Below are 12,906 nucleotides of genomic sequence, written 5' to 3'. Positions count from 1 at the left end.
TCGTATGTATCTTTTCGCACGGCCCGAGACCTTGAGGAGCGAGCATGTCCGCGAACCACAAACCCAGCACCGATGTTCTGGCTGCGCGTCGCAATGACGCCAAAGCCTGGTTTGAAGCCTTGCGAGACCGGATTTGCACCGCCTTCGAAGCGCTTGAGGACGCGGCGGATCCTGCGCTCTACCCCGGGGACGCCGGGCGGTTCGAGCTGACGCCCTGGAAACGCGGCGACGGCCAGGACGAGCTGGGCGGCGGCGTAATGGGCATGATGCATGGCCGCCTGTTCGAGAAGGTGGGCGTGCATGTCTCCACCGTCTTTGGCGAGTTCAGCCCAGAATTCGCGGCTCGCGTGCGGGGCGCGGAAACCGATCCGCGCTTTTACGCCACCGGCATCTCGCTGATCGCGCATATGCGCAATCCCCATGTGCCGGCGGTTCACATGAACACCCGCTTCATCACCACCACGCTGAGCTGGTTCGGCGGCGGCATGGATCTGAACCCGACCCAGGACTATCAACGCGACAAGGCGTTCGAGGATTCAGTCCGCTTCCACAACGCCGCGAAATCCGCCTGCGACGCCCATGATCCGGGCTATTACACGCGCTTCACCGACTGGTGTGACGAGTATTTCTGGCTCAAGCATCGCGCCGAGCCGCGCGGCACGGGCGGGATTTTCTATGATCATCTCGACACGGGCGATCATGATGCGGACTTCGCCTTCACCCGCGATGTGGGCGAGGCCTTCCTGAGCGCCTATCCCGAGATCGTGAAGACACGCATGGGCCAGAGCTGGACCGAGGATGACCGCGAGGAGCAACTGGTGCGCCGGGGCCGCTATGCCGAGTTCAACCTGCTCTACGATCGCGGCACCAAGTTCGGCCTTGAGACCGGCGGCAATATCAACTCGATCCTGTCCTCCATGCCGCCCCATGCGCGCTGGCCGTAAGCGAAGTCTTAATCTGCGTTAACGACCGGTTAGCAGACTCACCGCATCGCTTGATGGAATCGGCTTGCCGCCTCCAGGGAGCGAGACATGGTCAACACGGTTGGAACCCAGGGTCCGTATCTGGGCCCCAATGGCGCGAACGCCGCCACGCAAGGCGAAACGGCGAAAGCGCGTTCGGGCGCGTCAAACCAGAACCCCGCCTCCAAAAGCGCCAGTGACACCGTCAGCCTGTCCGCCGCTGCGCGCGCCGTGCTCAATGGCTCTTCAGCGCGTGTGGACGCCCTGATGGCGGAGCGGGGCGATGCGATCTTCCGTAACGCGCTCGCTGGCGCCCGCGCCTATCAGGACAATTACGCCTCGGTGCTGGAAAAGCCCGATCTGGACGCCGACACGGCGCGCGAGACCCGCATGAAGATGCTGGCGCGTGAGCGCGAAGCCTTCACCTCGCCCGAGCATACCGGCGACGTGCTGACCCGGGCGCGCGCCTATATCGAGTTCTTTGATTCCCTGTCCGAGGAAGAGCAGAACTCCGAGCGCTATCGCGGCACGCGCGAGACCATGGCCGCCATTGTCGAGCAGGAATCGGTGAATGCCGGCGTCGAGGCGCCCGATCTGAGCCTGTCCCAGAGCCCGTTCGACGCCTTGCTCAACGCCCTGTCGGACGGTGAAGGCGGCATCGCCCAGCGCAACAGTCAGGATGTGGTGGATGAGTTCCGCGCCCGTCTTGAAACCCAGGTCGGCTCTGAAGCGCGCCAGCGTGAGGGCCGCGAGCTCGAAAACCGCTATATAGCAGTCCAGGACCTGGTCGAGCGCGCCCGTCGCGGCGATGAAGCCGCCTATGCCCGCCTTGAAGCCCTGTCCGAGAACCAGAGTGCGATCGCCCCTGTGAGCGAAAGCGGCACGGACGAATAGGCGTTGATCAGAGGACGCCCGGCGTCCACCCGGCGGCCAGCAGGCCCAGCACAAAGCCCAGACCGATCAGCGCGGCCCCGGCGCCTCCCATCAGGATCCAGTTCGTCGCCAGTTGCCAGAAGGCCGGCTCGGCCCGACGCGGGAAATCGCCCACAGCGTCAAAATCACGATGCAGCGGCTGGGTCGCGCGCAGCTCGGCCATGTCCGAAGACGCACCCGCCGAACCCGTGGCGAACTGGCACAACCGGGCCAGCACATCGACGGCAAGGCGCGCGCTGGCCTCATCATCCATGTTCAGCATCAGACTGCCTTCGCCATGGTTGAGCAGCTTGCCGCCCTTGTTGGGCGCCTTGCGCACCCCCGTAATCCTGGAATAGCTGCGGATTTCCTCCGCTTCGGCTTCCTCGATATCATCAGGGCTGTCGGTTTCAGGCAGGCCGAACAGGACCAGACGCAGCAGCATTTCGGCCAGGCTGGCGCGATCAAGCGCGCTGACCCGCTGGTCCTTGAGGTTTTCCGGCCCGCCATGGGCGAGCCATTTGCCGATCATCTCGATCCGGATCGCAGCTGCGAGGCCGTTCGACACGCCCTTGAGCGCCGACTTGTCCGTCGCGGGCGCGCCCAGACGCGGCAGACCGCGCGCGGGTTTGCGATCCTTGGGCGGCTTGGCCTTCACGAACGGGCCTTCGAGCTTGCCCTTGAAATGGGTCAGGCATTCATCGAGCGCATGACGCGCCGCGCGCACCGCCGCCCCGTGCCGCACCTTCTTGGACAGAAGGTCTGAATCGAGCAGCCGATCCGCCTCCCACAGGCTGCGCGCGGCTTCGGACAGCGATTGCGAGACCTTCTGGGGATCAAGCGTTTCGCCCGCTTCAACCCCTTCGCCATTGCGAATCTTGTTGTCCTGCGCGGTCAGCGCCTGATCGGCCTGGCTCTTGAGCGAATACAGGATCTGATCGAACTGGCTGTCGCGCTCACGCGGCCAGTCATCCCGCCGCCAGCGCCCGAGCTGGAAATACCAGCGCGATTCCCCGCGCTGCAGGCGCTGATTGAGGTCGCGGCTGAATTCCAGCTGCTCCTCGCCGGGCAAGAGATCAAAGAACGCCTCCACGAAGTCAAAGACGAGGAGGTTGGCGGTGATGCCCCATTTCTCTCCGTTCAGCGGATCACGATTGGAAATCTCGCCTTCGGTCTGGAACAGATTCTCAAAGCCCGGCGCTTCGGCGACCGCCGACCAGTGCGCCCGGTTCGCCTGCAGATAGGCGTCAGCCATGGTCTGGCGCGCCCGTCGCGGCAAGTCCTTGATCTTGCGCTTCTCATTGGCCGCGCTGATGGTCTTGGCGAGCTGGATGCGCAGAGCGATCTCGGCATCGACAAAGGCGTTCGTCGTCTCGGCTTCCGTGAAGTTGAGCGCCTTGGCCTTCTCCTCAAGCGCACGACGGTCATGCAGATGAAGGTCCGCCGCGAACAGCTCGCCGCTGCCCACCCGTGCGCGATAGCGCAGGGAGAAGAGCTCGGACAGGCTCACCCCCGAGCCTCCCGGGCAAGCGCGAGCAACGCCGTCTGATCCAGCGTGAAATCACTGTCGATCCAGCGCGCTTCCAGCGTCTTCATGACCGCGCCCAGCTGCGGACCGGGCTCGAACCCCAGAGCGAGAAGATCGCGCCCCGTCACGGGCGGAGCCGGCCTGGACCAGTCGCTCGCCGCTTCAAGGTCGGCGTCAGCATCGCCCTCGCCTCGCGCTTCGGCGAGCCGCATGCAATCGGAAAACGTCTGTGCGCCCAGCGCATACAAGGCCCGGCGCCGCGCCGGCGCATCCAGGCCCGGCCGCACCGAATCGGCAGCGCCAGACACGGGCGCGCACATCGCCACAAGGCGATCGGTCTCCGCGTTTGACGCTTTCATCTGGCTCGCCAGTTTCCGCACTGTGGTGACATCTCCCCCGCACAACGCCGCCGCTCTGATGAGCGTGTCAGGCGCGCGCCCTTTCCCTCTGTCGCTGTTAATTATGCTTAAGAGAAAGTTTAAGTCGAGCCGTTCCGGCCAAACTGGATCAAAAACGTGGCCTTCCTGCATCGCTTTGACCACAGGTCCGGGGTTTGGCGCGGCCAGAAGCTTCTTGATCTCCTTCCAGACCCGCTCGCGCGCCAGCGCCCTCAGCAAGGGCGCCGCACGCATGCAGGCGGCGTGGCCGTCCGCATCCAGTTCCGAGCCATACCAGGCGTTGAAGCGGTAAAAGCGCAGGATGCGCAACACGTCTTCGGCCAGCCTCTGATCGGCGTCGCCAATAAACACCACCCGGCGCGCCAGCGCGTCCGCAATCCCGTCATAAGGATCAAACAGGCTGCCATCGCGGCGCACATAGATCGCGTTGAGGCGAAAATCGCGACGGCTGGCGTCGATCGTCCAGTCCGTGGTGAAGGCGACGACGGCGCGACGTCCGTCGGTGGAGACATCCTTGCGCAGGGTTGTGATCTCGAACGGCTTGCCCTTCACCACCGCAGTGATGGTGCCGTGATCGAGCCCGGTCGGGATCGCCTTGATGCCCGCCGCCTTGAGCGCATCCAGGATTTCCCGGGGCGTCAGCTGGGTGGCGATGTCCACATCCTCAACCCGCACGCCCTGAAGCGCATTGCGCACCGCACCGCCCACAATACGCGCCCGATCACTCTCGCCGGGGCTGAGGGCGTCCATGACCGCAACCGTGTCAGGCGCGCTCAGAAAGGCGTGCTCGGAAGGGTCCAGCCGCATGATCAGGCTCGCTAGATCGGGTCTTCGGGAGACGGCGGATCGCGCTCCTCGAACTGGCCGGGGCGGATCTCGCCATCCTCAAGCCGGGGCGGTTGATAGGCGCCGTCGCGGGAGCCGGGATCAGTCTCGATCAGGACGAGCACCACCAGCATCACCAGTGCAGCGCCCAGCCCCATAAGAATGCCGAGGCTGGTTGTGATCGAGTGTTTGAGCACGCCAGCCGCCAGAAGGATGCGCGCCACGAGATAGGGCAGTGTGAAGGCGACGAGCATCAGCAGAAAGATGCGGATCATGAGCGGCTCTCCCTTACGGACCGGACTGATTGCATGGGTCGCCCCTGTGCATAGCGGATCGACAGGGCGCGCAGCATGCCCGCCGTCGCCCCCCAGATATACCGGCCTTTATGGGGCATGGCGTAGAACCGCCGCAACATCCCGGCGAATTCGCGCTCCTCGAGCTTGTGATTGTCCGGGTCCATCAGGAAACCAAACGGGGTCTCGAACACTTCCGCCACTTCACCCGGATCAGGCGACAGATCAAAGCCCGGCTCGATCACGCCCGCAAAGGGGGTCACAGCATAGCCGGTGCCCGTCTCATAGGTCTCCCAGCGGCCCAGAAGCGTGATCTGGTCGGGTGTCAGGCCCACCTCTTCCTCTGTCTCGCGCAGGGCGCACTCGGCCAGCGTTTCGCGCCCCGCCATCTGGCGACCGCCGGGAAAGCTCACCTGACCGGCATGGGCCTGCAAATGGTCCGCCCGCCGGGTGAACAGCACGGTCAGACCGCTCTCGCGCTTGACCAGCAGCGCCAGCACGGCGGCAGGCTTGAGCTTGCGGCCGGACGGGGTCGGCATGTCATTGAGATCGCCATCCCCGCGCGACGGCTTGTCCGGGATCGAGCCCTCAACAGGGTCCAGAACCGTCCGCAACCGCGCGAGAATCGCCTCGACGTCCTCGCTCATGCGACAGGGCCCAGCGGAAAGAACACGCCGCGGCTCCAGACGCCCATGCAAGGCTCGCCAGTCTCGTCCTCGCCGCGTTCGGCGAACTCCACGAGATCATAGAAGGCAGCGCGCGTGATCAGCGCTTCCAGCCGTCCGCGCACATGCACATAAGGGTCCGGTTCGCCATCCTCGCCCGTCTCCACCCGGATCGGGTGTTCAGGCCCGGCGATCACCGCGTCATCAAGATTGGTCAGGAAACCCAGATTCTGATCCTTGCCCTCGCCGGTGCGATCCACCCGCACGGCCAGGAAGGGCGCGGCCTCGACCTTGATCTCGATCTTCTCCACCGGCGTGACGAGATAGGTCTTGCCGTTCTCGTCTTTTCTCAGAATGCGGGCGAACAGGCGGATCAGTTTTTCGCGCCCGATCCGCGCGCCCTCATGCCACCAGCTGCCATCGCGACGGATGACCAGATCCATCTCACCGCAGAAATCAGGCTCCCATTTGTCTACCGGGGGATAGCCGTCTGCGGTGTCGATCGCCTGCGCCGCCGAGAGCAGCGACTGCATTGCATCTTGTTCAGACTTCGGTGCGCCCATGGACACCTCCTCTGGCTGCGGCCATGTTTGAGATCAGAAAACTGCCTCGTTCAAGGATGTAAGCCGATGCCCACCTCGAAGGAAGACGTACAGGCGCTTTCAGCGCGCGCAGACGCTGCAACCGGGCGTCTCGTGGAAGTTCGCCAGTCCATCGCCCGCTCCATCATCGGGCTTGATGATGTGGTCGAACAGTCGCTCGCAGTGATCCTGTCAGGCGGGCATGGCTTGCTGGTCGGCCCTCCGGGGGTGGCGAAAACCCGCCTGGTGCATGCGCTGGCGGTGGTGACAGGGCTTGAGGACAAGCGGGTGCAGTTCACCCCCGACCTGATGCCAGCGGACATTCTGGGCTCTGAAGTGCTCGATCAGGATGCCGAGGGCAAACGCCATTTCCGCTTCATCCCCGGCCCGGTCTTCTGTCGCCTCCTGATGGCGGACGAGATCAACCGCGCCAGCCCCCGCACCCAGGCCGCGCTCCTGCAAGCCATGCAGGAAGGCTTTGTCACCGTGGCGGGCGAACGCCATGACCTGCCCCAGCCTTTCCACGTGCTGGCGACCCAGAACCCGATCGAGCAGGAAGGCACCTATCCGCTGCCCGAAGCCCAGCTTGACCGCTTCCTGATGCAGATCGACGTGCCCTATCCCGACAAGGATCAGGAACGCGCCATCCTCCTGGCGACCACCGGCTCTGAAGACGCCGTGGCTGAACCCGTTCTCAGCGCACAGGAAATCCTCGACCTGCAGCAACTCGTCCGCGCCATGCCGGTCGGCGAACAGGTGCTCGATGCGATCCTGTCGCTTCTGGAGCAATGCCGCCCGGACCGCTCCACCGATGCGGATGTGCGCGAAGGCGTCAGCTGGGGCCCTGGTCCCCGCGCCGGTCAGGCGCTGATGCTGGCCGTCCGCGCCCGCGCCTTGCTGCAAGGCCGCCTCGCCCCGTCCACCGAAGACGTGCTGGCGCTGGCCGGACCCGTGCTCAAGCACCGCATGGCGCTCAGCTTCGCCGCCCGCGCCGAGGGCTTACAGCTGGACGCCCTGATCGACCGCCTCGCCCACGCCGCCGCCTAGAGTACTGATGAGCCAGGCTTCCGCCCCGACCTATATGACCCGCCTGCGCCATGATGCGGAGGAAGCGGCGGCGCGTTTTCCGGCGCTGCTGGCGGAAGCCGAGCGTATTGCCGCCAGCGTCTCTCATGGCGTGCATGGCCGTCGCCGCGCGGGTCAGGGCGAAACCTTCTGGCAGTATCGCCACCACCGGCCCGAGGATGGCGCGCGCTTTGTCGACTGGCGCCGCTCGGCCCAGGGCGATCATCTCTATATCCGCGAAGTGGAATGGGAGGCGGCGAACGCCGTCTATTTCTGGCGCGACGGGTCCGCGGGCATGCAGCTTCATTCGCGCGGCCTGCCTATCAAGAAGGAACGCGCCTCGGTCTGCCTGATGGCGATTGCGAGCCTGCTCAACCGCGGTGGCGAGCGCCTGTCCGTGCGGGGCGAAACCGGACGCGCCCGCTCGGGCCGGCAGGGGCTGGAAACCGTCAGCCGCGCACTGGCGCTGGGCGAAGGCCCGGTCGAGCATGTTGAAGCCGCCGACCTGCCCCGTCATGCGCGCCTTGTGATCGCCAGTGATTTCCTCGATCCGGTCGAAACCTGGCGCGCCCGTCTCAATCGCTTCGCTGCTCAGGGCGCAGGCGGCGCGCTGTTGCGCATTGTCGATCCGGCCGAAGAGGATTTCCCCTTCAAGGGCCGCACCCGCTTTGAAGCCGCGACCAGCGGCGACAGTCTGCTGTTTGGCCGCGCCGAAGACGCCCGCACCGCCTATCGCGAGGCCTGGGCCCGTCACGGCGCAGAACTGGCGGACCTGTCACGCCAATATGGCTGGCGCCTGATCACCCATCGCACCGATCGTCCCGCCGCAAGCGCCGTCATGGCGCTCTATCAGACCCTGTCAGAGCCGCATTCATGATCGCATTGGGACCGCTTGCCTTCGCCGCGCCCTGGGCGCTGGCCGCCTTGCTGGTGTTGCCGCTGTTGTGGTTCCTGCTGCGCGCGACGCCGCCTGCGCCCTCGCGGGTGATCTTTGCGCCGCTGCGCTTGCTGCAGAACCTCGCGCGGACGCCCGAAACCCCGCAATCAACGCCCTGGTGGCTCTTGCTGCTGCGCCTGGTGATGGCGGGGCTGATCGTGCTGGCGCTGGCGCGTCCGATCCTCAGCCCCGAAACCGAGATCAATTCGGACCGCCCGCTCCTGCTGCTCGTTGACGACGGTTGGCGCTCGGCGCCGGGCTGGCCGGACATGCAGGCCCAGGCCCGCAGCCAGCTCATCGCTGCGCGCAGCGAAGGCCGGGACGTGCTGCTGGTCTTCACCGGCGCGCCCGCCAGCCAGACCGATCTGCAGTTCGGCCCCGCCAGCAACGCGCTCTCGCGTCTGAACGCCCATGAGCTGCGCGCCTGGCCGCCCGCCCGCGCCATCACTGCTGAACGCCTTGAAACGATCCTTGGCCAGCAAGGCGCGCCCGAGCGCTTTGACACGGTCTGGATCAGTGATGGCGTGTCTGAAGACGCGGGCGACCGCGCCCTCGCCCGGCTGCTCAACGCTCACGGTTCCCTGAGCGTCGTCCTGCCCGAACCCGATCAGACCGCCATCGGCCTGAACCGTGTGGGCGTGGAGCCCGATGGCTTTACCGTGCGTCTTGTCCGCGCCGACAGCGAGGTCGAGCGCCCCGTCGCCCTGACTGCTCTGGGCGCAGACGGTCAGGCGTTGGCGCGTCTGGACGGGGCTTTCGAAGCGGGCGAGCAGCGTCTGGACCTTGAAGCCAGCCTGCCGCTTGATCTGCGCAACCAGATCGCCCGCATCACGTTGGACCGCTTCGCTTCGGCGGGCGCGACCCATATCACCGGCGACCGCTGGCGGCGTCCGCGCGTGGGTCTGCTGCGTCCTGATGCGGGCGGCGACCGCCAGCCGCTGCTGTCCGACTACCACTATGCCAGCGAAGCGCTGGCCGGCTCGGCGGAGCTGGTGAGCGGCGATCTTGAGACCTTGCTGCAAAGCGAGCCCTCTGCGCTGGTCATGGTCGACAATGCCCGGATCGAGGATGACCGCCTGACCGAATTCGTCAACGAGGGCGGGCTTCTCATTCGCTTCTCTGGCCCCAACCTCGCCACCCGCGCCGATCCGCTCTTGCCCGTCCGCTTGCGGGAAGGCGGGCGGCTGTTTGGCGGCGCGATGGCGTGGGAAGCCCCGCAAGGGCTTGCGCCCTTCCCCGATGAAAGCCCGTTCTCCGGGCTTCCGGTTCCCACCGAAGCGCAGATCACCCGTCAGGTGCTGGCCGAGCCCGGTCCCGATCTTGACGCCAAGGTCTGGGCCCGTCTTGAAGACGGCACGCCGCTTGTCACCGCTGATCGCTATGGTCAGGGCTGGGTGGTGCTGTTCCATGTCACCGCCGGACCGGACTGGTCCTCCTTGCCGCTGTCAGGGCTCTATCCGGCCATGCTCGAACGCGTCCTGTCGCTGAGCGGCGGCGCCGATCCCGCCCCGCCCCAGGGCGGCGCCTGGGGGCTGGAACGTCAGCTCAACGCCGATGGCCTGCTGACCGAACCCTCCACCCAGGCCGAGATGATTGCGGCGGACGCCTTCACCACCGCACGCGCCAGCGCGACCACCCCGCCGGGCATCTGGACGCTCGGCGCGGCCAGCGCGGCGCTCAATGTGATGCAGCCCGGCGACCGTCTGGCGCTGATCGCGCGCGACCTGCCCGGCGCCACCTATCGCACCGGCGCGGGCGGGATCGAGACCCGTCTGGCCGGTCCGCTTTTGAGCCTCGCCCTGATCCTTCTGTGCCTGGATGGCCTGATCACCCTGTTCCTGTCAGGTCGCCTGCCCTTCGCAACCCGCAATTTCGGCGCGCTGGCGCTTGCCGCCGTGCTGGGCCTCGGCGCTCTGCCGTCTGACGCTCAGGCGCAAAGCGTTCAGGACATTGAACAACAGGCGCTGGAAGTGCGCCTCGCCTATGTGCTGACCGGCGATGCGCGCATTGACGATATCAGCCGCGCGGGCCTTGCGGGCCTGTCGCGCGAAAGTACGCGCCGCAGCGCGGTTGAGCCGGTTGCTCCCGTGGGCGTGGATATCGAAACCGACGAAATCCTGTTCTATCCGATGATCTATTGGCCGCTGACCGAGGACGCCCCCGCGCTGTCGCCCGAAGCCGCCGCGCGCGTCACCGCCTATATGAATGCCGGCGGGCTGATCGTCTTTGACACCCGAGACGGTCGCGCCTCGGGCCGGGGTCTCGCACCCCATCCCGGTCTGGTGCGGGTGCTGGATTCAGTGGAAGTCCCGCCGCTGCAGCAAATGCCCGACGACCATGTTCTGGGCCGGACCTTCTATCTGTTGAGCGAGTTTCCCGGCCGCTATCCCGACACGGCGATCTGGGTTGAGGCCAACCCTGAAAGCTCGGGCCGGGACGGCGCGTCTTCCGTTGTGATCGGATCCGCCGACTGGGCCGCGGCCTGGGCCATTGACGAGCAGGGCCGCCCCCTCGCCCCGGTTGAGGGCGGACCGCGCCAGCGCGAGCTGGCCATCCGTTTCGGGGTCAATCTCGCCATGTATTCCCTGACCGGCAACTACAAGGCCGACCAGGTCCACGTGCCCGCCATTCTGCAGCGACTGGGACAGGATTGATGGACGCCGTAACGCTCTCCTTCTCCCCGCTTGTGCCGCCCGTGCTCGCCTATGGGCTGGGCGCACTGGCGCTTGGTGTTGCGCTCTTTGCGCTGGCGCGTGGCCTCAAGGGCTGGCTCTGGCGCGCTTTGACCGGACTGGTGCTGACCGGCGCTTTGCTGAACCCGGCGCTGGTGCAGGAAACCCGCGAGCCCTTGAGCGATGTGGCGGTGCTGATCACTGATGACAGCGCTTCCATGCAGATCGGCACGCGCGCCAGCGCAGCGGAGCAAACCGCAGAGGCCCTGCGCGCGCTGGCGCAAAGCGATCCGCTGCTGGACCTTGTGGAGATCAGCGGCGGGACCTCTGAAGACGGCACGCGGCTGAACCGCGCCCTGCAGCAGGGCCTGTCCCAAGCCCCCCGCAATCGTCTGGCCGGGGTGATCATCGCCTCTGACGGTCAGGTCCATGACGCCCCGCCTGATGCGGATGCTCTGGGCCTTGAAGCGCCGGTCCATCACTTCCTCACCGGCGACCCGACTGCGCGCGACCGTCGCCTCATTGTCTCACAGGCGCCGCGCTATGGCCTTGTGGGCGACCCGGTCAGCTTCACCTTGCGGGTCGAGGATGAGGGCGCGGCCACCGGCACCGCCATGGTCAATCTCTATGTGGATGGCGGCGACCCGATCAGCGCTCGCGTCCAGATTGGGCAGGACGTCACGGTTCAGGCCGAGATCGCCAATCGCGGTCCGAATGTGGTCGAGATCGAGGTGGAGCCGGGTCAGGGCGAATTGTCCCTCATCAACAACCGCGCCGCGGTCAATGTCACCGGGGTGCGGGATCGACTGCGTGTGCTGCTGGTCACCGGCGAGCCCCATAACGGCGCGCGCGCCTGGCGCAATCTTCTCAAATCCGACCCCAGCGTTGATCTGGTGCACTTCACCATTCTGCGCCCGCTGGACAAGGATGACAGCGTCCCCGCCAACGAGCTGGCGCTGATCGCCTTTCCGGTCTTCGAGCTGTTTCAGCTGAGCCTTGATGAGTTTGATCTCGTCATCTTTGACCGCTATCGCCGTCGCGGCATCCTGCGCCCGCTCTATTTCGACAACATCGCCAATTATGTCGAAAACGGCGGCGCGCTTCTGGTCACCACCGGCCCGCCCTTCGCCGGGCCTGAAAGCGTGGCGCGCTCCCCGCTGGCGAGCGTGCTACCCGCCGCGCCCACCGGCCAGATCAGCGAGGAAAGCTTCATCCCGCAGATCAGCGAGATCGGCGAACGCCATCCCGTCACCCGTCCCATGTTGTCCGGCGAAAGCGAATGGGGCCCCTGGTTCCGCCGCATTGGCGCGCGGCCGCTCTCGGGCGAAACCGTTCTGGAAGCCCCCAATGGCGATCCGCTATTGACCCTGTCCCATGAAGGACAGGGGCGCGCGGCGATCCTGTTGTCCGATCAGGCCTGGCTATGGGCGCGCGGCTATGAGGGCGGCGGCCCCCATGATGAACTCTTCCGCCGGGTGGCGCACTGGCTGATGGGCGAGCCCGAGCTTGATGAAGAGCGGCTGAGCGCCCGCGTCGTCAATGGCGAGCTGGAAGTCACCCGCAACACCCTGTCTGACGACGTGCCCGAGCTTGAGATCGAATGGCTGTCTGGCGCACAGGACAGTGTTGAAATGGATGAGACCGGGCTGGGGGTCTACACAGAGCGGATGACCGCGCGCGAGCAGGGCCTTGTCCGCCTGCGCTCAGGCGATCTGACGACCGTGACAGCGTCCGGCCCCCTCAACCCGCTGGAATACCGCGATCTGCGCCCGAACCCCGAAGGGTTCGCCGCGCTGGTGGAGTCCAGTGATGGCGGCATCTTCACGCTGGGGGATGCGGTCGAGCTGCCTGATCTGCGGCGCACCAATGCACGCGCCCGCCAGTCAGGCATGAACTGGGCGGGGCTCAAGCGCAACAACGCCTATCTGGTCACCGACGCCCAATCCGTCCCGCTGGCCCCCGGCCTGCTGATCGCGCTTCTGGCATTGGGCCTGCTGGCTCTGGCCTGGCGGCGGGAAGGCGCGTAGCCCCCCGCCCCTGACCTGAATTGCTGCATCCGGGCGCCCCG

11 protein-coding genes are annotated in these 12,906 nt (G+C 66.2%); 6 read left to right on the top strand and 5 right to left on the bottom strand.

The window, feature by feature from the left end; genetic code table 11:
• The first annotated feature begins 44 nt into the window (after positions 1–44).
• Together hemF and ACFELO_RS03065 are read left to right on the top strand one after the other, a co-directional pair.
• Complete coding sequence (gene hemF / locus ACFELO_RS03070) at positions 45–944, top strand: oxygen-dependent coproporphyrinogen oxidase (protein ID WP_440959105.1); 900 nt, start codon at positions 45–47, stop codon at positions 942–944.
• A gap of 87 nt (positions 945–1,031) precedes the next feature.
• Positions 1,032–1,856, top strand: a complete 825-nt coding sequence (locus tag ACFELO_RS03065) for a hypothetical protein (RefSeq protein ID WP_440959104.1) — start codon at positions 1,032–1,034, stop codon at positions 1,854–1,856.
• A 7-nt stretch (positions 1,857–1,863) separates the two neighbouring features.
• On the opposite strand, the gene ACFELO_RS03060 is transcribed toward ACFELO_RS03065, so the two are convergent.
• From ACFELO_RS03060 to ACFELO_RS03040, 5 genes are read right to left on the bottom strand one after another with little or no spacing between them, the layout of a single operon-like run.
• Positions 1,864–3,384, bottom strand: a complete 1,521-nt coding sequence (locus ACFELO_RS03060) for a hypothetical protein (protein WP_440959103.1) — start codon at positions 3,382–3,384, stop codon at positions 1,864–1,866.
• Entirely contained in the window at positions 3,381–4,607 is a 1,227-nt protein-coding gene (locus ACFELO_RS03055) for a CCA tRNA nucleotidyltransferase (protein WP_440959102.1), read from the bottom strand. Before ACFELO_RS03055 ends, ACFELO_RS03060 begins: the two co-directional genes overlap by 4 nt.
• Positions 4,608–4,618: 11 nt before the next feature.
• Complete coding sequence (locus tag ACFELO_RS03050) at positions 4,619–4,900, bottom strand: hypothetical protein (RefSeq protein ID WP_440959101.1); 282 nt, start codon at positions 4,898–4,900, stop codon at positions 4,619–4,621.
• The gene (locus ACFELO_RS03045) at positions 4,897–5,565 is read right to left on the bottom strand and encodes an NUDIX hydrolase (protein ID WP_440959100.1); all 669 of its coding nucleotides are present in this window, start codon (positions 5,563–5,565) and stop codon (positions 4,897–4,899) included. The genes ACFELO_RS03050 and ACFELO_RS03045 overlap by 4 nt, the downstream gene beginning before the upstream one ends.
• Positions 5,562–6,146 (bottom strand): DUF1285 domain-containing protein, encoded by a 585-nt coding sequence (locus ACFELO_RS03040; protein WP_440959099.1) that lies wholly within the window; start codon positions 6,144–6,146, stop codon positions 5,562–5,564. Before ACFELO_RS03040 ends, ACFELO_RS03045 begins: the two co-directional genes overlap by 4 nt.
• 66 nt (positions 6,147–6,212) lie before the next feature.
• Between ACFELO_RS03040 and ACFELO_RS03035 the strand changes: the two genes are divergently transcribed.
• The 4 genes from ACFELO_RS03035 to ACFELO_RS03020 are packed head-to-tail and all read left to right on the top strand — an operon-like array spanning position 6,213 to position 12,865.
• Complete coding sequence (locus tag ACFELO_RS03035; RefSeq protein ID WP_440959098.1) at positions 6,213–7,211, top strand: AAA family ATPase; 999 nt, start codon at positions 6,213–6,215, stop codon at positions 7,209–7,211.
• Positions 7,212–7,218: 7 nt separating this feature from the next.
• The gene (locus tag ACFELO_RS03030; RefSeq protein ID WP_440959097.1) at positions 7,219–8,106 is read left to right on the top strand and encodes a DUF58 domain-containing protein; all 888 of its coding nucleotides are present in this window, start codon (positions 7,219–7,221) and stop codon (positions 8,104–8,106) included.
• Positions 8,103–10,820 carry a DUF4159 domain-containing protein gene (locus ACFELO_RS03025; RefSeq protein ID WP_440959096.1) on the top strand — a complete coding sequence of 906 codons (2,718 nt, stop codon included), beginning with the start codon at positions 8,103–8,105 and terminating at the stop codon, positions 10,818–10,820. Before ACFELO_RS03030 ends, ACFELO_RS03025 begins: the two co-directional genes overlap by 4 nt.
• Positions 10,820–12,865 (top strand): hypothetical protein, encoded by a 2,046-nt coding sequence (locus ACFELO_RS03020; protein ID WP_440959095.1) that lies wholly within the window; start codon positions 10,820–10,822, stop codon positions 12,863–12,865. The genes ACFELO_RS03025 and ACFELO_RS03020 overlap by 1 nt, the downstream gene beginning before the upstream one ends.
• The last annotated feature ends 41 nt before the right edge of the window (positions 12,866–12,906 follow it).

This window comes from Oceanicaulis sp. LC35, assembly GCF_052055585.1.
Lineage (GTDB): Bacteria > Pseudomonadota > Alphaproteobacteria > Caulobacterales > Maricaulaceae > Oceanicaulis.
This window is presented reverse-complemented; position numbering and strand designations above follow the sequence as displayed.

Excerpts from the sequence above, each read along its gene's own strand:
- ACFELO_RS03020 (WP_440959095.1), top strand. The coding sequence starts at position 10,820 with ATGGACGCCGTAACGCTCTCCTTCTCCCCGCTTGTGCCGCCCGTGCTC.
- ACFELO_RS03035 (WP_440959098.1), top strand. The coding sequence starts at position 6,213 with ATGCCCACCTCGAAGGAAGACGTACAGGCGCTTTCAGCGCGCGCAGAC.
- ACFELO_RS03065 (WP_440959104.1), top strand. The coding sequence starts at position 1,032 with ATGGTCAACACGGTTGGAACCCAGGGTCCGTATCTGGGCCCCAATGGC.
- ACFELO_RS03050 (WP_440959101.1), bottom strand. The coding sequence starts at position 4,900 with ATGATCCGCATCTTTCTGCTGATGCTCGTCGCCTTCACACTGCCCTAT.
- ACFELO_RS03055 (WP_440959102.1), bottom strand. The coding sequence starts at position 4,607 with ATGCGGCTGGACCCTTCCGAGCACGCCTTTCTGAGCGCGCCTGACACG.
- ACFELO_RS03040 (WP_440959099.1), bottom strand. The coding sequence starts at position 6,146 with ATGGGCGCACCGAAGTCTGAACAAGATGCAATGCAGTCGCTGCTCTCG.
- hemF (WP_440959105.1), top strand. The coding sequence starts at position 45 with ATGTCCGCGAACCACAAACCCAGCACCGATGTTCTGGCTGCGCGTCGC.
- ACFELO_RS03030 (WP_440959097.1), top strand. The coding sequence starts at position 7,219 with ATGAGCCAGGCTTCCGCCCCGACCTATATGACCCGCCTGCGCCATGAT.
- ACFELO_RS03025 (WP_440959096.1), top strand. The coding sequence starts at position 8,103 with ATGATCGCATTGGGACCGCTTGCCTTCGCCGCGCCCTGGGCGCTGGCC.
- ACFELO_RS03045 (WP_440959100.1), bottom strand. The coding sequence starts at position 5,565 with ATGAGCGAGGACGTCGAGGCGATTCTCGCGCGGTTGCGGACGGTTCTG.